The 21,091-nt window shown below is 56.1% G+C and carries 20 protein-coding genes; 11 read left to right on the forward strand and 9 right to left on the reverse strand.

Annotated elements, in window-relative coordinates:
- Window positions 1-96: 96 nt before the first annotated feature.
- The gene (locus K7H94_RS20235) at window positions 97-999 is read right to left on the reverse strand and encodes a LysR family transcriptional regulator (protein ID WP_222952372.1); all 903 of its coding nucleotides are present in this window, start codon (window positions 997-999) and stop codon (window positions 97-99) included.
- Window positions 1,000-1,136: 137 nt separating this feature from the next.
- On the opposite strand from K7H94_RS20235, the gene K7H94_RS20240 reads away from it, so the two are divergent.
- Together K7H94_RS20240 and K7H94_RS20245 are read left to right on the forward strand one after the other, a co-directional pair.
- Complete coding sequence (locus tag K7H94_RS20240; protein WP_222952373.1) at window positions 1,137-1,730, forward strand: UbiX family flavin prenyltransferase; 594 nt, start codon at window positions 1,137-1,139, stop codon at window positions 1,728-1,730.
- A 10-nt stretch (window positions 1,731-1,740) separates the two neighbouring features.
- Window positions 1,741-3,240, forward strand: a complete 1,500-nt coding sequence (locus tag K7H94_RS20245) for a UbiD family decarboxylase (protein WP_021509403.1) — start codon at window positions 1,741-1,743, stop codon at window positions 3,238-3,240.
- Here the strand turns inward: K7H94_RS20245 and K7H94_RS20250 are convergent.
- A complete protein-coding gene (locus K7H94_RS20250; protein ID WP_222952374.1) occupies window positions 3,237-4,790 on the reverse strand; it encodes a GGDEF domain-containing protein in 1,554 nt (517 codons plus the stop codon). The genes K7H94_RS20245 and K7H94_RS20250 overlap by 4 nt on opposite strands.
- A gap of 149 nt (window positions 4,791-4,939) precedes the next feature.
- Window positions 4,940-5,968 (reverse strand): zinc-dependent alcohol dehydrogenase family protein, encoded by a 1,029-nt coding sequence (locus tag K7H94_RS20255; RefSeq protein ID WP_222952375.1) that lies wholly within the window; start codon window positions 5,966-5,968, stop codon window positions 4,940-4,942.
- 110 nt (window positions 5,969-6,078) lie between these two features.
- On the opposite strand from K7H94_RS20255, the gene K7H94_RS20260 reads away from it, so the two are divergent.
- Window positions 6,079-6,984: a LysR family transcriptional regulator gene (locus tag K7H94_RS20260; RefSeq protein WP_222952376.1), complete on the forward strand. Its 906-nt coding sequence runs from the start codon at window positions 6,079-6,081 to the stop codon at window positions 6,982-6,984.
- Between the two features lie 300 nt (window positions 6,985-7,284).
- On the forward strand, window positions 7,285-8,016 hold the full coding sequence (locus K7H94_RS20265) for an N-acyl amino acid synthase FeeM domain-containing protein (RefSeq protein WP_125311799.1): 732 nt from the start codon (window positions 7,285-7,287) through the stop codon (window positions 8,014-8,016).
- 42 nt (window positions 8,017-8,058) lie between these two features.
- Here the strand turns inward: K7H94_RS20265 and K7H94_RS20270 are convergent, their stop codons facing one another.
- On the reverse strand, window positions 8,059-8,973 hold the full coding sequence (locus K7H94_RS20270) for a LysR family transcriptional regulator (RefSeq protein ID WP_222952071.1): 915 nt from the start codon (window positions 8,971-8,973) through the stop codon (window positions 8,059-8,061).
- 118 nt (window positions 8,974-9,091) lie between these two features.
- On the opposite strand from K7H94_RS20270, the gene K7H94_RS20275 reads away from it, so the two are divergent.
- From K7H94_RS20275 to K7H94_RS20290, 4 genes are all read left to right on the forward strand, one after another.
- Complete coding sequence (locus K7H94_RS20275) at window positions 9,092-9,829, forward strand: SDR family oxidoreductase (protein WP_222952072.1); 738 nt, start codon at window positions 9,092-9,094, stop codon at window positions 9,827-9,829.
- Window positions 9,830-9,865: 36 nt separating this feature from the next.
- Window positions 9,866-10,780, forward strand: coding sequence for an SDR family oxidoreductase (locus tag K7H94_RS20280; RefSeq protein WP_222952073.1), 915 nt, complete (start codon window positions 9,866-9,868; stop codon window positions 10,778-10,780).
- A 60-nt stretch (window positions 10,781-10,840) separates the two neighbouring features.
- Window positions 10,841-11,101: a hypothetical protein gene (locus K7H94_RS20285; RefSeq protein WP_222952074.1), complete on the forward strand. Its 261-nt coding sequence runs from the start codon at window positions 10,841-10,843 to the stop codon at window positions 11,099-11,101.
- 146 nt (window positions 11,102-11,247) lie between these two features.
- Window positions 11,248-11,577, forward strand: a complete 330-nt coding sequence (locus K7H94_RS20290; protein ID WP_222952075.1) for a hypothetical protein — start codon at window positions 11,248-11,250, stop codon at window positions 11,575-11,577.
- Here the strand turns inward: K7H94_RS20290 and K7H94_RS20295 are convergent.
- Window positions 11,561-12,373 carry a DUF4225 domain-containing protein gene (locus K7H94_RS20295; RefSeq protein ID WP_021509394.1) on the reverse strand — a complete coding sequence of 271 codons (813 nt, stop codon included), beginning with the start codon at window positions 12,371-12,373 and terminating at the stop codon, window positions 11,561-11,563. The genes K7H94_RS20290 and K7H94_RS20295 overlap by 17 nt on opposite strands.
- 327 nt (window positions 12,374-12,700) lie before the next feature.
- On the opposite strand from K7H94_RS20295, the gene K7H94_RS20300 reads away from it, so the two are divergent.
- Window positions 12,701-13,801 (forward strand): NADH:flavin oxidoreductase/NADH oxidase, encoded by a 1,101-nt coding sequence (locus tag K7H94_RS20300; protein WP_104187344.1) that lies wholly within the window; start codon window positions 12,701-12,703, stop codon window positions 13,799-13,801.
- Window positions 13,802-13,930: 129 nt separating this feature from the next.
- A complete protein-coding gene (uraH, locus tag K7H94_RS20305; protein WP_058770194.1) occupies window positions 13,931-14,344 on the forward strand; it encodes a hydroxyisourate hydrolase in 414 nt (137 codons plus the stop codon).
- Between the two features lie 242 nt (window positions 14,345-14,586).
- On the opposite strand, the gene K7H94_RS20310 is transcribed toward uraH, so the two are convergent.
- The 4 genes from K7H94_RS20310 to K7H94_RS20325 form a co-directional block, all read right to left on the reverse strand.
- Window positions 14,587-15,825, reverse strand: coding sequence for an aromatic amino acid transporter (locus K7H94_RS20310; protein ID WP_222952076.1), 1,239 nt, complete (start codon window positions 15,823-15,825; stop codon window positions 14,587-14,589).
- A gap of 157 nt (window positions 15,826-15,982) precedes the next feature.
- A complete protein-coding gene (gene iolG, locus K7H94_RS20315) occupies window positions 15,983-16,993 on the reverse strand; it encodes a bifunctional inositol 2-dehydrogenase/D-chiro-inositol 1-dehydrogenase (protein ID WP_222952077.1) in 1,011 nt (336 codons plus the stop codon).
- A gap of 31 nt (window positions 16,994-17,024) precedes the next feature.
- On the reverse strand, window positions 17,025-17,846 hold the full coding sequence (locus K7H94_RS20320) for a TIM barrel protein (protein WP_222952078.1): 822 nt from the start codon (window positions 17,844-17,846) through the stop codon (window positions 17,025-17,027).
- 136 nt (window positions 17,847-17,982) lie between these two features.
- A complete protein-coding gene (locus K7H94_RS20325) occupies window positions 17,983-19,428 on the reverse strand; it encodes a sugar porter family MFS transporter (protein ID WP_222952079.1) in 1,446 nt (481 codons plus the stop codon).
- Between the two features lie 317 nt (window positions 19,429-19,745).
- On the opposite strand from K7H94_RS20325, the gene K7H94_RS20330 reads away from it, so the two are divergent.
- Window positions 19,746-21,089: an MFS transporter gene (locus K7H94_RS20330; RefSeq protein ID WP_141495976.1), complete on the forward strand. Its 1,344-nt coding sequence runs from the start codon at window positions 19,746-19,748 to the stop codon at window positions 21,087-21,089.
- The last annotated feature ends 2 nt before the right edge of the window (window positions 21,090-21,091 follow it).

The raw sequence follows: 21,091 nt of genomic DNA on the forward strand, positions 1-21,091 counted from the left end.
AATAGATACGTCAGTGAATCACAATTTAGCCGATATGGCATAGCAATTCGCCATATTGATCCCCATAACGCCGCTGAGGCTGGAATGCCCGCCTGATTACGCAGCGGGTTCATCACCATAGTGTGACTGCGCATACCCGGCAAAGCGCCGGATCTCCGGGTTAGCAGCGCCGGTTTTCCAGCACAGGTAGAGTGCCGTCGTGACATCCTGCTGCGCCAGCGGCAGCAGTGCCACATCCTGCCGCAAAAATCTCTCCGGGGCGTGGGGGATGAAGGTCACGCCCAGGCCCAGCGCGGCGAGGTCAACGGCGGTGGCCACATCGCGCGCGCGGAGCACGCTGGCTGGAATCTGCCTGGCGGCGGCATAGAGATTAAGCACCGCGCCACCCAGCCCGATGCCTTCCGGATCTTCCTGCAAAATCAGCGGCTCCGCCGCTAAATCAGCCAGCGAGATGCAGGCCTGCTGCGCCAGCGGATGGTCGTCTGCCAGCACCGCACACAGCGAGGTTTGATGCAGAATTTGCCAGCTAATCTGACGACGTTCCGGCAGCGGCCCGCGCAGGATGCCGATATCCAAATCGCCGCTCTCCAGCAGGCTTAGCTGTTGGTTGACGCTGTACTCCACGGGTTGCAGCGCGATCTGGGGAAAATCACGTCTGAAGGCACGGATAATTTTGACCAGCGCCGGCTCCAGCATGGACGTGCCCACATAGCCTATGCGTAACATGCCGCGTCGCCCGGCGGCCACCTGCTTAATCGTGTTCTGCAGATGCTCCACACGTTGCACCGTCTGCTGGACTTCCCCGAGCAGCAATGCGCCTTCGCACGTCAGACTCACCTTACGCTTGTCGCGCGCAAATAACTTCACGCCCCACTGCTGCTCCAGAGCCTGAATATGCTGAGACAACGCCGGTTGCGTGAGGTTAACCGCCGCCGCCGCTCGTGCGAAATGCAGCGTATCGGCGAGTGCCAGAAAAGAACGCAGCTTTCGGTAATCCATGCCACACCTGATAAGGGTTCGTTATTAATAAAAGCATATTACCAATTAGACCCTGATTAGCGAGCGCATTATCTTTGCCAGCAGGACGGCGACGGCAGGAACGCGCCGGAAAATTTTTGCCTTTCACAGGAGGCCTTATGCGCATCATTGTCGGCGTAACCGGTGCCACCGGTGCCCCACTCGCGCTGCGATTACTGCGGCAGCTGGCGGACATTCCGCACATCGAAACGCATCTCATTTTGTCACGCTGGGGAAAAGTGACGCTGGAACATGAAACCAACTGTTCTCTCAATGAAATCAAACAGCTGGCCGATGTGTTTCATCCGGCCGGTGACCAGGCCGCGACTATCTCTTCGGGCTCATTTGTCACCGACGGGATGGTGATTATTCCCTGCAGCATGAAAACGCTGGCCGGTATCCGCAGCGGGTATGCGGAAGGGCTGATTGGCCGCGCCGCGGATGTCATCCTGAAAGAGCAGCGCAAACTGATTCTGGTACCGCGCGAAACCCCGCTCAACACCATTCATCTGGAAAACATGCTGGCGCTGTCACGCATGGGCGTCAGCCTGATTCCGCCTGTGCCGGCCTGGTACAACCATCCGGCCACAATCGCCGATGTGGAAAATCATATCGTGGGTCGCGTGCTGGATCAGCTTGGCATCGACACTGCTGGCGCCACGCGCTGGCAGGGTTTGCATCCCGCCAGTGATGACCAGACACTCTCAAACTAAGGAACAGCCTATGTCAAACACATCTCCCTCTTCGCACAGCAGTGAGGTTTACGATCTGCGCTCTGCCATCGAACTGCTGAAACAATTTGATGGTGAGTATATTGAGACCGATGAACCGGTGAATCCCGAAGCGGAACTGTCCGGTGTCTATCGTTACGTAGGCGCGGGCGGCACCGTGATGCGTCCCACACAGACCGGACCGGCGATGGTGTTTAATCACATCAAAGGTTACGACAACTTTCGCGTACTGATTGGCTTGCTGGCTTCACGGCAGCGCGTGGCGCGCCTGTTAGGGGTGCCGAAAGAAAAGCTGGCGCATCTGCTGCGTTCATCGGTACATAACGCCATAGCACCGGTGGAAATAAGCCAGCAGCAGGCGGTTTGTCAGGAAGTGGTGCACCTCGCCACGGATGACGGTTTTGATATCCGCCGCCTGCTGCCTGCGCCTACCAATACGCCTGAAGATGCCGGCCCCTATTTCACCATGGGGATGTGTTATGCCGCCGATCCGGAAACCGGCGAACATGACGTCACTATTCACCGCTTGTGCGTGCAGGGCAAAGATGAGATCTCGATGTACTTTGTGCCGGGCCGCCATCTTGATCAGTTCCGCATCAAGGCTGAGCAGGCGGGCAAAGCGTTGCCGATTACCATCAGTATTGGCGTCGATCCGGCCATCGAAATTGGTGCCTGTTTCGAGCCGCCGACCACACCGCTCGGTTTTGATGAGCTGGCGATAGCCGGTGGTCTGCGCGGTCGGGCGGTTGAGCTGGTTAAGGGTGTCGCCGTTGATGCCCGCGCCATTGCCCATGCAGAGATCGTGATTGAGGGTGAACTGGTGCCGGATTATCGCGTACAGGAAGATCAGCATACCCATAGCGGTAAAGCGATGCCGGAATTCCCGGGTTATACCGGTGAAGCGCAGGCGGCAGTGCCGGTGATTAAAGTCAAAGCCGTGACGCACCGCAAAAATCCCATCCTGCAAACCTGCATCGGACCGAGCGACGAGCACACCAATCTGGCCGGTATCCCGACCGAAGCCAGCATTCTCGATATGGTTGAGCGTGCGTTACCCGGTCTGGTGAAGAATGTGCATTGCCCTTCGCCAGGCACCGGGAAATATGTTGCGGTGCTGCAAATCAATAAGCGCGGCCCACAGGATGAGGGACGCCAGCGTCAGGCTGCCCTGCTGGCTTTCTCGGCCTTTTCAGAGCTGAAGCACGTGTTCCTGGTTGATGAAGATGTTGATGTGTTCGACTTAAATGACGTGATTTGGGCGATGACCACGCGTTATCAGGGCGATGCAGATACCATCTTTATTCCGGGCGTGCGCTGTCACCCGCTCGATCCGTCACAGGATCCGGCCTTCAGCAACTCGATTCGCGCGCATGGCATTACCTGTAAAACCATTTTTGACTGTACGGTGCCGTATGACCTGAAACACAACTTCCAGCGCTCGCAGTTTATGGAAGTCGATGTTTCACGCTTCATTCCTGGTTTTAACCGTTAATCACTCACTGCCCGCCAGGCCTGCGCCTGATTGCGTCCGCTATGCTTGGCCTGGTAGAGCGCCGCGTCAGCATGCTCGATCAGGTTGCCGGCCTGATCGTCATGCCAGGTGGTCGCACAGCCCGCGCTGAGCGTCACCTGCGCGTCGGGCAGTGCGGAAGCGGCGTGAGGCAGATGCAGGTCAGCAATCGCCTGTACTGCCTGACGCGCAATATTCAGCGCCGCATGCTGATCGGCACCGGCGAGGATGATGGCAAACTCCTCGCCGCCATAGCGCGCGACCATGTCGCTCTGCCGTAGCTTAAGGCGTTTAAGCGCGTCGGCCACCTGGCGTAAACAGTGATCGCCTGCGACGTGCCCGTAGCGATCGTTGTAGTGTTTGAAGTAGTCAATATCCATCAAAATCAGCGACACCGGTTCTGATTTTTCCCGCAGATTATGCAGAGCATTCTGCAAAAAGCGGTCAAACTGTCTGCGGTTAGCCAGACCGGTCAGCCCATCAAAAAACGCCAGCTGATCCAGATGGTGATTGGCATCGGCGAGGTCGTTTTTTAGTTTGAGCAGCGCTTCCTGATAATGCTGGCTATGCCGAGCCTGACGAATGACAAACAGTCCCAGCAGGATAATCGCGACCAGCAGCGCCACGTTCAGGGAAATATCCTGAAGTCTTCCTTTCACCCAGCGCAGATACAGATTGCGCTTGTCGTAACCGGCCGCGACGACCAGCGGATAGCGTTCTGAGCTGGCGAAGCCGAAGATGCGCACCTGGCCATCCAGCGCTGCGTTCCACTCGCCGCTGCCGCGATCGGCTTTCACCAGCATCCGCTGGAACAGATGGCTGGCGGAGAGACTCTTGCCGATATAGCTGTCGGGCATCGGACGGGCATAAAGCACCGTGCTGTCTGCCAGCATCAGTACCAGCACGTCGCGCGGCCCCAGTTCGTAGTAACTGTAAAAACGGCGGAAATAATCCACTTTAATGGTGGCTAACAGGATGCCTTTGAAATCACGCGCGGCATCGCTGACGCGCAGGGAAACCGGAATAACCAGATCGCCAGTGCTGCGGCTGCGAATCACCGGGCCGATGTGCAAACTGTCACGGCTGTTGTTGCGGTGATAGCGGAAATATTCACGGTCAGAGTTGTTGGTGCCCACCGGCACGCTGCGCGTGGAGGTGGCGATCCAGCGTCCCTGCTCATCATAGTAAAACAGCCCATGCAGCTGCGGCAGACGGCTTTGCAGATCGCGCATAATCTGGCTCAGGTTGGCGGCGTTGAGCTTTTCCAGCGGCTGCGCCTGCAGGTCGCGCTGCACTTCACGCAGGGCCAGTTCGGTCTGGAGCACGGTATCTTCCGCCTGACGTGACTGTGACAGGGAAAGATTGACCGCCATCTCTTCCGTCTGGCGCACCGCGCCGTGCCAGTCTTCGCGCAGCGTCCACAGGGTGAGCGCAACAATCGCGCATATCAGCAATCCGCCGGACAGCAAAATACTGCGCAGCAGCGAGGAACCTGAAATGATTGCCGCTTCATTTTTCCTTTTAAACGTCATGTTTCACCCTGTTGCTGTCTCAACGCTAAGTTAAGCACATAATCAGCGACGGGATTTTCAGGATTAAAGGCGGTAAAGATGTCAGGCGTGGCGATGGCCGCTGAACGACGGGTGAATGCTGCATAAATCGCCAGCGATCAGCGCGCGTCTCACTCGCTGCTCATCGTGATGACCACCTTACCGAAAGGCCCCCGGTCCAGATGGTCCAGCGCTGATGGCAGGTCAGAAAACGCGTACACCGAGTCGATCACCGGCTTTATGCCGGTCCGATCAACGGCACGGATCAGGCGTGTGAGTGCGCGACGGCTACCAGTGCCGATACCATGAAGGGTCACGTCTTTCATCATCAGCGGCATTGCCGGTGAGCTGAAGTCAAAGCCCTCAAGCGCGCCGATCTGGCAGATGTGCCCACCGACCGCCGCCAGCTGCACGGATTTCCCCAGATGATCGCCACCGATGACTTCAAGGATATGATCGGCGCCGTGGTTGGCGGTGATGCGGTAAATTTCCTCCAGCCAGTCTTCACGGTGGCGATCCACATAATGGTCGGCACCCAGCGCTTTCGTCCGGTCGGCGTTGCTGGCTCTGCCGGAGACAATCACCTGCGCGCCATGCGCTTTGGCAATCTGCAAACCAAACAGGGCAACCCCGCCGGTACTGGGAATCAGTACAATATCGCCAGCCTGCACGCCGGCACGTTCGACCAGCGCAAACCAGGCGGTGAGACCGGCACAGGGCAATGTGGCAGCCTGAATCGGGTTAAGCGTCGCGGGGGCGGTAACCAGCCACGCTTCCGGCATAACCACATATTCAGCCAGCACGCCGGGATAATAACCGCCCAGCGTTTTATAGGCCGGCGTGCGCGCATCGCCGGGACGCACACCGTCGATCCAGTCGGGCGTGAACGTTGAGATAACCCGGTCACCGGTGCTGAAGCGGCTGACACCTTCCCCCCGGCCAACAACGACGCCGGCCAGATCGGAACCCGGTGTAAAAGGAAACGCAAGCGGCAGGCCCCGGCCATTCTCAATCACCATCTTGTCCCGGTGATTCAGGGCGACGGCTTCAACTTTCACCAGCACCTGCTGCGGACCCGGAACCGGCATCGCGACCGTTCTCAGTTCGAGGTTATCGCGCCCGATGGCGTCTGTTTCCCAGCGTCGCATGTGTTTTGTCATCGTAAAGCCCTTCCAGGTCATTAATTTTATTGGTGTTGTTAGTCTCCGGCTTCTGATTATGAATAACAATACGCTATAATCGACACAGCTTGTTGAGCCGGGAAGCAATAATGAAAGGCAGCGAATATAGCGAACTCCGGGCATTTGTGTGTGTCGCGGAGGAACGCAGTTTCAGACGGGCGGCGCAGCGCCTGGGTGTGTCGCCCTCCGCGCTGAGTCATACCATCCGCGCGCTCGAGGAGCGTTTGGGTAGCCGGTTACTCAACCGGACCACCCGCAGCGTGGCGCCGACAGAAGCAGGACAGGCCCTGCTCAATCGTCTGATGCCGGCGATGGCGGAGATCGCCTCGGCCGTCAGGGACGTCGGTGCCTGTCAGGACGAGCCGCGTGGACGGGTTCGCATCAATCTGCCGCGTATTGCTGCCCGCATGTTGATTGCGCCCATGCTGCCGTTATTCAGGGAGAACTATCCGCATGTCTCTCTTGATGTGGTTATTGATGACAGCCTCACAGACATTGTCGGCAAGGGATTCGATGCCGGCATCAGATCGGGACAACTCGTGCAGCAGGATATGATTGCCGTGCGGCTGACGCCCGACATGCGGATGATTGTGGTCGGTTCCCCGGACTACTTTTCACGCCATCCCGAGCCACAACATCCGCAGGATTTGCGCCAGCATCAATGCCTGACCTATCGCTGGGCCGATACCGGTGTGCTGCAACGTTGGGAATTTCATGGGCCGGCAGGCGCGCACAGCGTGAATGTTGAAAGCATTGTCACCGCCAACGAAACGGATTTTGTGCTCGACGCGGCGTTAAAAGGAACCGGGCTGGCCTATATCAGCGATCAGTTCGCCCAACCCTGGATTGAACGCGGCGAACTCAGGCAGGTGCTGAGCGAGTGGTCTGCAGTATTTTCAGGGCTTCATCTCTATTACGTTAACAATCCCCATATGTCGGCCTCGCTGAGAGCGTTTATTGACCAGTTAAAATCCTTTGTTGCGACGAGGCGTTGAAATCAGCAAGCGCCACGCTGCTCGTCCCGCTACAAATATTAAATCATGCTAATCATTACCCCTGCTTTCGTTCCGGTTGTTACCGCCCTTACTTTCTCCTCTTCAACGCACCTTATCCCCTGCCGCCACGCTTTTCAAACGATCTAAATTTGCAGCAAAAATTTATTCAATCATTAAATTATATTTATTATATTAGCGAACTTTAATGTGGACTGGTTGAGGATTACAGTGCATTTAACAAGGAAATCAGTGATTAGCAGCGCTATCTCTGATGGCGTACTGACAAAAAGAACCCACAGAATGTGCAGGATACTTAATGGTATCGATCAGCGTATTAGCATTACACCGGCAAGCGGATTGATTGACTTCCTTAAAGGGATGGAGGTGACCAACGAACAGTACCGGCGCAGTGGAATCGTTAAGGAAAAACGCTCAATTTTTCTCTATAACGAAGGGCTGCTGAATCCGGAAAGCACGCTGTTTCTCGCCCGCAAAGGCCAGGATATCCTCGGCACGCTAAGCGTCATCGCCAATCACAATAACCGTCTGCCGTGCAGCAAACTTTTTCGTGAAGAGATGGCCGCCCTGCAGCTGGAAAAGCGCAAAGTGGTAGAGCTTGGCACGCTGTCGGTACGCTATCAGGCAGACAGTGAAAACATCGTGTTTATGCTGTACCTGAAAATCATGATCTACACCATTTTCATTGAACAGGTGGATGACATCTTTATTCAGGTCAAAGAGAAGGTTGCTGCGTTTTACGAGCGCAATTTCCTGTTCAAACAGGTCGGCGGCACCAAAAAGCACCCGGATTACAGTGACCTTAACGCCACGCTGCTGCGCGTGGACGTGAAAAGCATCCGCGACAAAATTTATGAGCAGCAGTGTTATGGCCCGATGGGCTGGCTGCGCATGCTGCGTGAACTTGGTTTACTGCAGCACTACCGCACGCTGAGCCAGCAGTGCCACAGCTGCCCGCGCTTTACGCCGGATCAGCGGGACGCGGAGCTCTATCAATATCTGTGTAATCTGTGACGGCGCCAGCCGTCTCTGCACCGTTTTCGATTTTCACACAGATTACTTGCCGGCATTACTATCCACGTTGTGCTGCAGGAAGAGATCTTTTAGCCATTCGATGAAGACCCTGACTCTGGGTGATAGCTGTCGGTTGCGCGGATACAGGACAGATACGGGAGACGGTTCAGGTGGAAAGGCTTTGAGCAATTCGACGAGGGCTCCCGTCTTCAAATCATCTTCCACGTGATAACGCGGCACCTGGATGATGCCGAGTCCCATGCGCGCCACGGATACAAAGGTATCAGCCGCATTGACGGTAATTGAAGTTTTGATCGTCGTGGTGATGCGCTTGCCGTCCACCCTGAATGCCAGAGGGAGTATGCCGCTGCTGCCCGTGGTGCGAAATCCGATCATCCTGTGGCCGGAATGCAGTTCATTCGGATCCGACGGAAGCCCGAACCGGGAGACGTAACCGGGCGAAGCGACCGTGACCTCTTCCAGCGTGGCGACGCACCGTGCGATCATATCGCTGTCCTGCGGCGTTCCGACACGCAGGACACAATCAATTCCCTCACGCACCAGATCGACCAGCCGGTCACCCTCGCTCAGATAGATTTCAATATCAGGATAAGCTTCGAGAAAACAAGGAAGATGCGGCAGAACAAAATGTCTTGCCAGCGTGCCATGAACATCGACACGCAGCAATCCCTTCGGCCGGGCGCCGGCAAACGCGCCCTCGGCATCCTCGATATCGTCCAGTATAGAAACGCAGCGCTTGTAATAGGCTTCACCGTCCAGCGTCGGGCTGACGTGACGCGTGGTGCGTTCCAGCAGCTTAATGCCCAGGCGCGATTCAAGATGCTTAATCGCGTCCGTTACGGTCGAGCGTGGCAGGCCGAGGTCTTCCGCCGCCCTCGTAAAACTGCGGCGCGCTACCACACGCGTGAAAACGCGCATCGTATCAATTCTGTCCATGGCATTGTTCGTTATTATCGGATTCTGATGCCAGATAGTGACTGATTATCCGGAAAAGATACAGTGCTAGATTTCTCCTTGTTCAGGCGCGATACCGCGCGAAAATGGGAGAATATCTATGTCTGCTTCAGAGAAAGTTGCAATCGTAACCGGTGCATCCCGCGGAATTGGTGCCGCCATTGCCAGGCAGCTTGCTGCGGACGGCTTTGCCCTCGTGGTGAACTATGCCGGCAACGCAAAGGCTGCCGCCGCCGTGGTTGAGGAGATCAAAGCCGCCGGTGGCAGAGCCATCACCGCGCAGGCGGACGTTGCTGAAGCCAGCCAGGTCAAATGCATGTTCGATTTAGCCGAATCTGCGTTTGGTGGTATTGATGTGCTCGTCAATAATGCCGGCGTAATGATGCTGTCTCCGCTGGCCAGCGCCGACGATCAGAGTTTTAGCAAGCAGATCGACATCAATCTGAAGGGAACGTTTAATACCCTGCGCGAAGCGGCAAACCGCCTGCGTTCTGGCGGGCGCATCATCAACTTCTCCACGTCGGTTGTCGGGCTTAAGCTTGAGAATTATGGCGTCTATGCCGCGACCAAGGCGGCCGTCGAAACACTGACAACCATCATGTCCAAAGAGATGCGCGGACGCAGCATCACCGTCAATGCCGTCGCGCCCGGTCCGACTGCGACCGACCTCTTCCTCAACGGGAAAAGCGATGAACTGATCGCGCGCATGTCCAAAATGAATCCGCTGGAGCGTCTCGGCACACCTGAGGATATCGCCAGAGTCGTTTCTTTTCTCGCCGGACCACAGGGCAGCTGGATGAACGGACAGATCCTGCGCGCCAATGGCGGAATGGTCTGAGCCGCAAACTGCAGATTGAGTCAAAGGAGTACTGTTATGTCTCAGAAGATTATCCTTGTGACCGGATCGTCAAGCGGCTTCGGTCGCCTGACCGCCGAAGCGCTGGCTCGTGCTGGTCATACCGTTTATGCATCAATGCGGGATATTGCGGGTCGTAATGCCGCAAATGTCCGCCAGTTAAGCGAACTTTCCACGCGGGAAGGAATTGACCTCCGGCCGCTGGAACTTGATGTTCAGAGCGACATATCGGTTGATGCTGCCATTGAAACGGTAATATCCGACGCCGGGAAGCTTGATGTGGTGGTACACAATGCTGGCCACATGATGTTCGGCCCGGCCGAAGCCTTCACGCCAGAGCAGTTCGCCCAGCAATATGACGTTAACGTGCTGGGAACGCAGCGCGTCAACCGGGCCATACTGCCGCATATGCGCTCCCGACGTGAAGGCCTGCTGGTCTGGATTTCCAGTTCCAGCGTGACCGGCGGCACACCGCCCTATCTGGCCCCTTATTTTGCCGCCAAAGCGGCGATGGATACGCTTGCCGTTCAGTATGCGCGCGAGCTCAGCCGATTCGGCATTGAGACAACAATCATCGTGCCGGGAGCCTTTACCAAAGGGACGAACCATTTTGCCCATTCTGGAAGTCCTGCCGACACCGGGCGTGTCGCGGAGTATGAAGCAGGTCCTTATGCCGGTTTCGGAGATGTTGTGCAAAAGGCCTTTACGGAGATAGTGCCGGAAGATGCCGATCCCGCGCGCGTTGCAGCACAAATAACCGATGTTGTCGGTATGCCGTTTGGTACGCGTCCATTTCGTGTGCATAACGATCCGTCCGAAGACGGCGCGAATATCGGCTTTGCGGTCATCGACCGTTTGCGTGCCGAAATGCTAAATCGGGTTGGATTGTCCGATCTTCTGACGCCAGCGAAAGCACCGTCATGTGAAGGGTAACAGGTGTGACCGGCGGGATCGCTCGCCGGTTGCTTTACCATGCAAACAGGAGCGCCGGAAATGCACACCGTTGTCATCCTTATCTGTGGCTTTGCGCTATTTGGCATCTTCCTGGCATTTGGATGGCTCTGGCATTTAGGGCCCTTTCCCAGTGAGTTAACCACGAAAAGTTTCATCGCTGTCTGGGTGATAATCGCATTCATCAACATGTGGACAGGTATCAACAAAGCCGGCTATGCGTTCAGTGAAGAATTGTCCATACTGCCGTACATGTTGCTGCCGCCGGTCATCGCTGCCGGTTTCGTGCTGTTTCTCTGGTAACTCGATCACAAACAACCAGCAAGTCAGACTAATGACGTAAGCTACTGTTTAGCTAACATCGAAACATGATTCGCAGATGGCGATTTATCGCCTGTTTTCAGGTAAACTTTCCGGTGATGTAATGGTGAATTTTAAGGATGAAATCCATGAAAATTAGCGAAGAATCACTGCTGGAGTCCGGCTTCAGTCATAAAGATATCCAGAAAATCAAAAGCAATGTGGAAAATTTCGGGGGAACTCTTGATGAAGTGGTTCAGGATTTAGCAAAACGATTTAATGTAGCTAAGTGGATAACTATTATTGCTTTTTTAATCCTGATTTTTACATCTGTTTTATCTACAAAAAATAACACACTCTCTCTGGCTTTTGCTTTAATTGTAGGGTTACCTTTTATCTGGTATTTGACGCCCGCCAAACTCGCTTTTAAAGCCTGGCGGTATAAAAAACATGCTTCCGGGATTAAGGGCGATCTGTAATTGTCATCAGATCAAAAATAACTTTGGCCTTCACGCCGTATCCAACTATTTTCATGGTTAGTTTTGGCCGACTTAACGTACTGACTTTCCTGTAATAATCGATGGGCATATAGCGAAATAGTCTCCATGCTCCAGGCTTTCTTATTAAGCCTAAGATGCTGTAAGCGTTAGCAATAAGTGAGATTGATTTATATACGCCTAATCCACTTTTAGAACTAAAACCCATAAATTCAGCCGTAGACATAGCAGCATTGGCAGCGAACCCTTCAGATGAAGAATCATGAAGGACCTGATGGCTAAATTCTTTACTAAGGCCATTGAATCCATCCACAACGAGTATTGCGCCAGCCAGCACACCCAATGGATTAGCGCTAGCCAGTAGCGTTGTTCCTAAAGCTATTTCTGCGCCCGAAAGCACTACATTCACAGCAGAAATCACATAACCGACAATTTTGTTATTTTCCCGGACGAACTCCACTTTGGCGTAAAGTTTCGCAGTATTCCTGCGCAGCATTTGCCCCTGCTCTGCAAGATTTTCGGTCTCTGCCCTGAGATTTTTTACGCAGGCCATGCACTCTTCATCAGACTTTGCGCGCCGGGCAATCGAGAACTGCTCTTCAATCACATCCCTTATTTCCTGCACAAACTGGAGTCGCGTAAGTCCATCCCTGATGTGAAACCCGGCTTCACGGTTAGCCGTTTCAATCAGCTTACGGGCTTCAAGATTGACCATCGATTCTGCCCAGGCCCTGTTGCGCCCATTTGAACGCATCATTGCGAGTAGTGCTTCATCCATTTCACAGTTCCTTTGATTAGCCAATAATTCGATAATACTTAATCAGATCCCTCTTTAACATGAGGAGTTATTTTGGGCCGCTGGGTTTACGCCTGTCCAGAATTCCTTAGCGTTAGCTTGCATTCTGTTGAGCCTCAGCCCCTGGTTTGAATAAATGGCGCTAGTCAGCTTTACCGGCACGTTAGCCGAACCCGGCGCCATTACATCAATCACTAAAAGTATGTTGTAATTAATGTGTGTCATTGCCGCTTACATCTGGCATTGCTGCAAATCCGGCTGCAGCTCCTATGCTGTAGGGAGTCATTAACGTGCGGATATGAGGTATGCATGAGTTTACTGTTTAGCGCGACGCAGCTTGGCGAGTTGTCGCTGGAAAATCGCATTGTAATTGCACCGATGTGCCAATACTCAGCGGAAGAGGGTCAGGCAACGGCCTGGCACCGCATTCATCTCGGCCAGCTGGCGCTCTCCGGCGCGGGACTGCTGATTATCGAGGCAACGGCGGTGGAAGCTATTGGCCGTATCACACCGGGCGACCTGGGGTTATGGGACGATGCCACTGAAGCCGCGCTGGCCAGCGTGCTGCAGGACGTGCGGCGCTACGCTACCCTGCCGATTGGCATTCAGTTGGGTCACGCCGGGCGCAAAGCGTCCTGTGCTGCGCCATGGCAAGGCGGTGCGCAGCTCTCTGAGGAACACGGCGGCTGGCAGACCGTCGCGCCGTCTGCGCAGCCGTTTGGACAGGATGAGCGTCCGCCGGCCGCACTCAGCAAACAGGATCTGGCGCAGCTGAAACAGGCCTTTGTCGATAGCGCTCTGCGCGCGGTACGCATCGGCATTCAGCTGGTCGAACTGCATGCTGCGCACGGCTATTTGCTGCACCAGTTTCTGTCGCCGCTCAGCAACCAGCGTGACGATGAATATGGCGGCTCATTAGAGAACCGTCTGCGTTTCCCGCTTGAGGTGTTCAAGGCGCTGCGCGCTGCGCTGCCGGCGGAAATCCCGGTTGGCGTGCGGCTTTCTGCCACCGACTGGATCGAGGGCGGCTGGGATAATCAGCAATCGATTGTTTTCAGCCAGCAGCTCGAAGCCGCAGGCTGCGCCTATATTCACGTCTCCAGCGGGGGGCTGGCACCGCAGCAGCAAATCAGCGTCGGTCCAGGTTATCAGTTGCCGTTCGCTCGCGAGATTCGCCAGCAGGTCTCGATTCCGGTGATTGGCGTGGGGCTGATTACCGAACCGAAACAGGCCGAGCAGGCGCTGCAGGAGCAGGATGCCGATTTGATCGCGCTGGCACGCGCGGTACTGTATGACCCACGCTGGCCATGGCACGCCGCCGCCGAACTGGGTGCGCAGGCCAAAGCGCCGCCACAGTATCTGCGTTCCGAACCACACGGCCTGAAAGGCACCCTGATTAGCAACCAGTAGTTCCCCTGACCGGCAGCCGCCCGGTTGCCGGTTCTGCTCTGGGAAATTTCACAGATTTCAGCCCATTGTGCGCGACTGTACTGTTTTCGTCTTATGCTTTCCCGGCCAATTAACCAAAAGGAAGATGAGATGAAATTGCAGCATTATTTACTGGGCGGCGCGCTCTGCGCTTTCAGCGTGAGCGGCCTGGCCGCTGAGATGAAAAATCCCCTGAGCGTGCATGTGCTGAATCTGCAAACCGGCGTACCGACCGCAGGTATTGAGGTCGAGCTGGATAAGAAACAGGGGGAAGAGTGGGTGAAACTGGCGCAGGGCACCACCAACGAACAGGGACGTATTCCAGCGCTTTACCCGGCGGGCCAGAAGGCGCAGACCGGGATTTACCGCGTAATTTTTAAAACCGGTGACTATTACAAAAAAAACGCTCAGCCGACCTTTTTCCCGGAAATCCCGGTGATGTTCAACCTGGATAATGCCGATCAGCACTACCATATTCCACTGTTGCTCAGCCAGTACGGCTACTCCACCTATCGCGGCAATTAAGTCATGATGGCGTCGCTACCGATGCACTGACGGGTAGCGGCGCAATTCATTGCGCAATTTACAACGCTGCGGCTAATGGATTAGCGCGATAAATCGCGCCGCTACGAGCTGGTGCTGTGACCGTAAGCGGTGCAATTTATCGCACAATCTACAACGGCGCGGCGGCCAGATTCGCGCGATAAATCGCGCCGCTACGATACGAATAGTGCAGCCTCACCTCTGAACCCCATGGCTCACGCCACTCAGGCCGCAGCAAATTGCGGTAACACACCCAGCCAGCTCAGCGTCCATGCCAGCACATTCAGCACGCCGAAAAGCAGCACCAGACCAATCGCCAGTGGCGTACGCGGCCGATCGGCGAAACGCTGTTGCGCACGCCGCGCCAGCAGCGCCGGAATAATCACCGCCCACAGCGTGGCAAACAGACCGGCAAAACCGATGGCGGCGACGAAGCCATGCGGCCACCACAGCGAAGCGAGCAGCGGCGGCAAAAATGTCAGGCAGGCGGTTTGCAGCCGCGCGCGCGGGGAATGCCCCCAGCCGAGGCGGTCGGCGATAAAATCAAACAGGCCTGCCGTCACGCCGAGGAATGAGGCAATCACCGCAAAATGTGAGAACACCGACATCATCAGCGACAACGCGCGCACGTGCAGGTGATCGCGCAGCGCGGCCATCAGCGCGGCAATATCTCCGCCCTGCTGCACGATGTCAGGAAACGCAGCGCGCGGCAAATTCCCCATGGTGCAGACAATCCAGAACAGGTAAAGCGCCAGCGACATCAGCGTGCCCAGCACCAGCGCGCGTGTCACCGGCGACTCGCGGCGCTGATAATAACTCACTAGTCCGGTGATGTTACCGTGATAGCCAAAAGAGGCCAGACAGAACGGCAGCACGCCCAGCGCGTAAGGCCAGTAGCTGTCTCCCGGCGCGGCGGCAGCGAACAGCGAGGGCACGTCAACCTGGGTTAACAGCCCGCCGAACAGCAAAATCAATAGCAGGATTTTTGCCAGCACGCAGAACGTCATCAAACGACTGACGCCGGTGGTGCCGAGCCACACCACGGCGGCGACACACAGCGTCAGCGCGATTTTGGCCCCGGCGGTTGAGAGCGGCACGCCAAGCTGATTCAGCGAGTGCTGGTAAACCGGACCACTGGCTGAAATATAAGCGTAGGTGAGAATGCCCAGTACAAAAAGGATGCTGAGGCCATTGATGCTGGCCCAGCCGCGCCCGAGCAAATCGCGCGTCAGCGTATCGTAGCCCGCGCCCGGCGGATAATGCAGGCTGACACGCATAAACAGCAGCCCGGAGAGCAGCATTGCGCCCCAGCTTATGCCCAGCAGCAGCAGCGCCCAGCCAAACCACGCCCCGGCCATCACGATCGGTAACGTAAACATACCGGCGCCCACTACCGTCCCACAGATGATCATGGCGCCCCACCATACCGAGGGCTGGCGGCGCGCCATTACGCTCTCCGTCATCACACTTTTCCTTGCACAACATAAAGGCGGCGATGATACACGGGATCGCTAACAAATGTGAGGCGCGGCGGTGACTGACGGGAAGACAGCTGTCAACAGGTGACAATGTCACATAAAAGCGCACCGGTTCCGGTGCGCCAGCCGTGATTTTGCGGGATTAACAATAGAAAGCCGGACGTGGCGGCATGGTAATCGGGACAATGTCACCGTTGTTCTGTGCCGCAACACAGGCATCGGCTGCCACGGCGGCGGCATAGCCGTCCCACGCCGACGGGCCTGTCATATTGCCCGACAGCACGTTGTTGATGAAATCCTGCAGCTCAACGTCATACGCAGCGATAAAACGCTTTTTCCAGTCGGTCAGAATGCCGGTGGAGAGCTGCGCCGCGTGGCGGGTCTGTACCGACATTGGTTCAGGCAGGCGGGCAATGCCGCTCTCGCCAACCACCTCACACTGAATGTCGTAACCATAGGCGCAGTTAACGAAGATCTCGACATCAATGCGGATGCCCTTCGCGGTTTCCAGCAGCACAATCTGCGGATCCTTCAGGTGCGATGACGCGTGGCGGGTCTTGCGTGGGTAAATCACCTGCGCACTGACATAATCATCATTCAGCAGCCAGCGCAGCACGTCAAGTTCATGGATCAGCGTATCGGTGATCGCCATATCGGTGGTATAAGCATCGCCGACCGCAGGATTGCGGTGCGCGCAGTGCAGCATCAGCGGCTCACCCAGGGTGCCGCCGTCGATAATCGCTTTCAGCGCGCGATAGCCGCTGTCGTACGGTCGCATAAAACCCACCTGCACCAGTTTTTTGCCTGCGGCAATTTCCGCTTCGACAATGTTCATACAGCCCTGCGCGGTCACTGCCAGTGGCTTCTCGCAGAATACCGCTTTGCCGGCTTTGATGGCTGCCAGCACAAACTCTTCATGCGTCGGGCCCCATGAGGTGACCAGAATGGCCTGCACCTCCGGCGCGGCGATTAAATCGTGCGCGTTGTCGTAAATCTCCGCCTGCAAGCCGAGCTCGCTAATCACCTGCTCACAGTTGCTGCGATTGATATCATTAAGCGCGACCACGCGCGCATGCTGCAGCACCTGGCTGCAACGACGAATGTGTTCACGGCCGATAGCGCCAGTGCCGATTACACCAATATTGAGTGTCATGCGGGGTTCCTTCAGCAAAATGCCGGATTTGTTAGTGGTTGAGGTAGTCAATGCTGCTGCGGATTTCGCGCGTAATATCCTCAGCGCTCCAGCTCTCCATCACCGAAGAAAACGGCTCGAAAGCATAAACACCGCGATAGCCCATCTCTTCCAGGCGCTGCACCTGCTCGCGGGATTTCAGCAGGTCATCCGCGCTCAGCATGATGCGCTCTTCGTCGGTGAGTTGATGAGTCGGGCGCGCATCCGTTACGCCAGAGAGATGCACCAGGCCGATGTGATTCACGTCTACGCCACCGGCGAAATCCTGTTCGGCGCCTTCGTACAGGTGATGATGGAAGGTATCCAGCACGATGTTAAACGGCACGCCGGCCTGAGCGATAAGCTGCTGCGCCAGCGCGGCGGAGCGCAGTGAGCTCTGCGGAAAACCGAGCGGTTCAACCAGCCCGGCAACACCATATTCGGCAAACAGCGGCGCCAGGGTTTGCAGTGCCTGTACGGTTTGCTCATTACTCACCGGCGTCCCATCATTGAGCGGACAGAGCACCAGCGCTTTCGCCCCGGTGGCGCGCGCATCGGCTAACAGCGCGCGCGTTTTTTCCAGCACCGCATCATCTAACTGGTTGAAGGGATACACCGCGTTGATGGTTTCGATCTCAAGCTGATGCTGCGCTGCCAGACGACGCACCTCCTCACCGCCTGCGCCGTCGGTCACGCTGCCGCTTTTCATATCGTTGCGTATTTCAACTTTATTTAATCCCAGCTGTTCCACCAGCGCGAAGAATTCCGCCATGCTGAGATGAGGGGCAATTTTACGGTTAACACAGAATCGGTCACTGCTTATTTTGTAGGTCATGATCTTTCCTGGATAATAATCACTGGGTAAGGTTCTGTTTGCTGCAAGGTACTGACATGCCCTGATAGTAAGTTATCTTTTTTGCCCGCTCTGCGGCTTCTTTGAGTGATTTACATCAGCCTGAGCGCCCTCACATTTAGCCTTTGCCGTCATACAGTTCATAGAAATAGTGTTCGACCTGTTCCAGGCTGCGCCCTTTGGTTTCCGGGATAGCACGCAGTACAAAAAGGGCGCCGCCGATCCCGATCACCGCAAAGGTGAGAAACGCCCCTGCAAGCCTAAAGGCGGCCAGCAACAGCGGGAAGGCCATGGAAATGGCGAAGTTGGCAATCCACAAGGCAAAAACGGCACCGCCCATGCAAATGCCGCGCATGCGCGCCGGAAAGATTTCCGACAGCAGCAACCAGGTGACCGGTGACAGCGCGCCCTGCTGAAAACATAAAAACATCAGCATTCCGGCCAGTACCAGATAGGCCCGCAGCAGATTAACCGCACCACCGGCGTGATACTCCGGCATAAGCAGGCACACCGTGGCGATAAAGAACAGGCAGGCGGTACAGCCCATCTGACCAATCAGCACCAGCGGACGACGGCCAACCTTACCGATTATCACGATCCCCACCAGCGTCATGATTACGGAGATCACGCCGTTGGCGATGGTGGCGAACAACGCCGCATCGTTGCTCAGGCCGGTAGCAGTGAGCATGGTTGGCGCGTAGTACATGATGGTATTCACACCGGTCAGCTGCTGGATGGCGGCAATGCCAATTCCCAGTAAAAACACTTTGCGCAACCATGGCGTGCGCAGGTCACGCAGGCGACCTTTGCCTTGCTGGCGATGCTCTTCGATGGTCTCTTCGATCTCCTCCAGCTCCCACTCTACGTCCTCCGCCGCCCGGGTTTTCTCCAGCACCCTGCGCGCGCCAGCGGTGTTGCCGCGCATGACGTGCCAGCGTGGACTTTCCGGCATAAAGATCATTCCGATCCACAACAGCACGGCGGGTACGGTGGAGATGGCCAGCATCCAGCGCCAGGTATGTTCGCCACCCCAGATTTCATTGAAAGTGGCATTGGAGACATAGGCCAGCAGCTGGCCAGAAACAATCATCAGCTCCTGCAGCGTCACCAGTTGACCGCGTTTATTCGCCGGGGCAATTTCCGCGATATACACCGGCACAGTGGCAGCCGCCCCGCCAACGGCAATACCAAGAAACAGGCGTGACGCAATCATCGTCACCACATCAGGTGCGAAGGCAGAGCCGACCGCGCCGAGGGCAAAAATAAAGGCCAGCGTGATGATGATTTTGCGGCGCCCGAGGGCATCCGCGAAGTGCCCTGCCAGCAGCGCGCCAAAGGCAGCGCCGAACAACAGTGAACTGGTCACCAGCCCGGTAGTGAAAGGCGTGAGATGCAAATCGCTGCGCATGAACAGCAGCGCGCCGGATACCACGCCGGTATCGTAACCAAACAGCAACCCGCCGAGTGTCGCCACCAGCGCGATGATTTTTACGAAGGGTTCGGTTGTTGTTGTGCTGTTGGGGCCGGACGCGGTGTTGGTGGAGAGATAAAGTTCTTTTTCCATAATACCTCCTGGTAAAAAATGCGTTAGGAAAAGCATCAGAACAAAGCAGCGCGTCCAGGCTATCGGCATTTTTATTTCATGTTAATTTATATTTGAAACCTGCTTTTCAAATTGTGAGTTCAAGCCTTTTGACCGGTTTATTTTGATGGATTTACATCAGCAGAAAAAAGGTGAATGAAGATCGGGCGAGGTGGTTATTTAAGCGCAGCAGATCGGCCCCTTTACGCCGGGAGTCGCCACGCTTTGTGATCAATCGCGCAACAACTGCACAAACCTTCTTGTATGGTAGTCGCTCTTTAACCTCTTAGGGATTTGTCATGGCCTCTTCAACTGTTGCTCAATCTGATACCGCTGAAGCTCACCCTAAATCATTGATTCGCCGCGTCGCCAGCGCCTCGGCGATAGGCACGGCGGCAGAGTATTACGACTTTTTCGCTTACGGTACGGCAGCGGTACTGTTCTTTGGCCATCTGTTCTTTCCCAGTCACGATCCGCTGGTCAGCACACTCGCTGCCTTCGCCACTTATGCGGTTGGCTTCCTCGCACGTCCCATTGGCGGCATGGTGTTTGGGCACATCGGCGACAAAGTGGGACGCAAAAAGGCGCTGGTGGCGACCATCCTGATCGTGGGCCTTGGCACGTTCTGCATTGGCCTGTTGCCAACCTACGAAAAAATTGGCGTCTGGGCCCCGATATTACTGATTGCCATCCGCTTGCTGCAGGGGTTTGGCGTCGGCGGTGAACAGGCGGGCGCGGTATTAATGACGGCTGAATATGCGCAGCCTGCCCGGCGCGGTTTCTTTGCCAGCTGGGTGCAGATTGGTGCTCCGGTCGGGTTTCTGCTGCCGCTGGCGCTGTTCGCTATGCTTAATGCCGCGCTGAGCGCGGAGCAGATGATGGACTGGGGCTGGCGCGTACCTTTTCTGCTCAGCGCGCTGCTGGTGATTGTCGGCCTGTTTATTCGCCTGCGCATTGATGAATCGCCGGTCTTCGCCGCCATTCGTGAAACCAAAGCGGCAGAATCCAGGCCGTTAAAAGAGGTGCTGCGTGGTAATCCACGGCTGGTGGTCAACGGCGTGGCAGCGAAACTGATCGAAGCCTGCGCCTTCGCCCTGTTTACCGTCATCATCCTTGCCTGGGGTAAGGCTAATCAGCTTGATGCCGGCATTTTGATGAACAGTATGATCGTCGCGGTGATCCTCGAAGTACTGGCGATCCCGCTGATGGGTGCCCTTTCCGACCGCATCGGTCGCAAGCCGGTTTACCTGATCGGCACGCTGCTGATCATGCTCTCGATCGTGCCCTTTTTTCTCGCGCTGGCGCACAACAGCTACTGGCTCACGCAACTGGCGATGATCGTGGCGCTGACGCTGGGCCACAGCATGTGTTATGCCCCGCAGGCGTCATGGTTCCCCGAACTGTTTCCCACGCACATTCGCTGCAGCGGTATCGCGGTGATCTGGCAGATCGGTTCGCTGATCGGCAGCGGCGTACTCGGACTGGTGGCGGTGAAGATTCTGCAAGTGACCCATGGCCACTGGTATGGTCTGGCGCTGTATGTTGCAGTGCTGGGGGTGATTTCTTTGTTCGGCCTGCTGCGTCTGCCGGAAACGGCGCCAGGCCGCCGCCAGGGTGAATATCACCCGTGGCAGCAGCATTAACG

The sequence above is a fragment of the Pantoea dispersa genome, assembly GCF_019890955.1.
Taxonomy (GTDB): Bacteria; Pseudomonadota; Gammaproteobacteria; order Enterobacterales; family Enterobacteriaceae; genus Pantoea; species Pantoea dispersa.

Bases quoted from the DNA above. Each gene is read 5' to 3' on its own strand.
- K7H94_RS20280 (WP_222952073.1), top strand. From the start codon at position 9,866: ATGTCTCAGAAGATTATCCTTGTGACCGGATCGTCAAGCGGCTTCGGT.
- K7H94_RS20325 (WP_222952079.1), bottom strand. From the start codon at position 19,428: ATGGAAAAAGAACTTTATCTCTCCACCAACACCGCGTCCGGCCCCAAC.
- K7H94_RS20260 (WP_222952376.1), top strand. From the start codon at position 6,079: ATGAAAGGCAGCGAATATAGCGAACTCCGGGCATTTGTGTGTGTCGCG.
- K7H94_RS20300 (WP_104187344.1), top strand. From the start codon at position 12,701: ATGAGTTTACTGTTTAGCGCGACGCAGCTTGGCGAGTTGTCGCTGGAA.
- K7H94_RS20275 (WP_222952072.1), top strand. From the start codon at position 9,092: ATGTCTGCTTCAGAGAAAGTTGCAATCGTAACCGGTGCATCCCGCGGA.
- iolG (WP_222952077.1), bottom strand. From the start codon at position 16,993: ATGACACTCAATATTGGTGTAATCGGCACTGGCGCTATCGGCCGTGAA.
- K7H94_RS20245 (WP_021509403.1), top strand. From the start codon at position 1,741: ATGTCAAACACATCTCCCTCTTCGCACAGCAGTGAGGTTTACGATCTG.
- K7H94_RS20270 (WP_222952071.1), bottom strand. From the start codon at position 8,973: ATGGACAGAATTGATACGATGCGCGTTTTCACGCGTGTGGTAGCGCGC.
- K7H94_RS20240 (WP_222952373.1), top strand. From the start codon at position 1,137: ATGCGCATCATTGTCGGCGTAACCGGTGCCACCGGTGCCCCACTCGCG.
- K7H94_RS20290 (WP_222952075.1), top strand. From the start codon at position 11,248: ATGAAAATTAGCGAAGAATCACTGCTGGAGTCCGGCTTCAGTCATAAA.
- K7H94_RS20265 (WP_125311799.1), top strand. From the start codon at position 7,285: ATGTGCAGGATACTTAATGGTATCGATCAGCGTATTAGCATTACACCG.
- K7H94_RS20285 (WP_222952074.1), top strand. From the start codon at position 10,841: ATGCACACCGTTGTCATCCTTATCTGTGGCTTTGCGCTATTTGGCATC.
- K7H94_RS20255 (WP_222952375.1), bottom strand. From the start codon at position 5,968: ATGACAAAACACATGCGACGCTGGGAAACAGACGCCATCGGGCGCGAT.
- K7H94_RS20235 (WP_222952372.1), bottom strand. From the start codon at position 999: ATGGATTACCGAAAGCTGCGTTCTTTTCTGGCACTCGCCGATACGCTG.
- uraH (WP_058770194.1), top strand. From the start codon at position 13,931: ATGAAATTGCAGCATTATTTACTGGGCGGCGCGCTCTGCGCTTTCAGC.
- K7H94_RS20295 (WP_021509394.1), bottom strand. From the start codon at position 12,373: ATGGATGAAGCACTACTCGCAATGATGCGTTCAAATGGGCGCAACAGG.
- K7H94_RS20320 (WP_222952078.1), bottom strand. From the start codon at position 17,846: ATGACCTACAAAATAAGCAGTGACCGATTCTGTGTTAACCGTAAAATT.
- K7H94_RS20250 (WP_222952374.1), bottom strand. From the start codon at position 4,790: ATGACGTTTAAAAGGAAAAATGAAGCGGCAATCATTTCAGGTTCCTCG.
- K7H94_RS20330 (WP_141495976.1), top strand. From the start codon at position 19,746: ATGGCCTCTTCAACTGTTGCTCAATCTGATACCGCTGAAGCTCACCCT.
- K7H94_RS20310 (WP_222952076.1), bottom strand. From the start codon at position 15,825: ATGACGGAGAGCGTAATGGCGCGCCGCCAGCCCTCGGTATGGTGGGGC.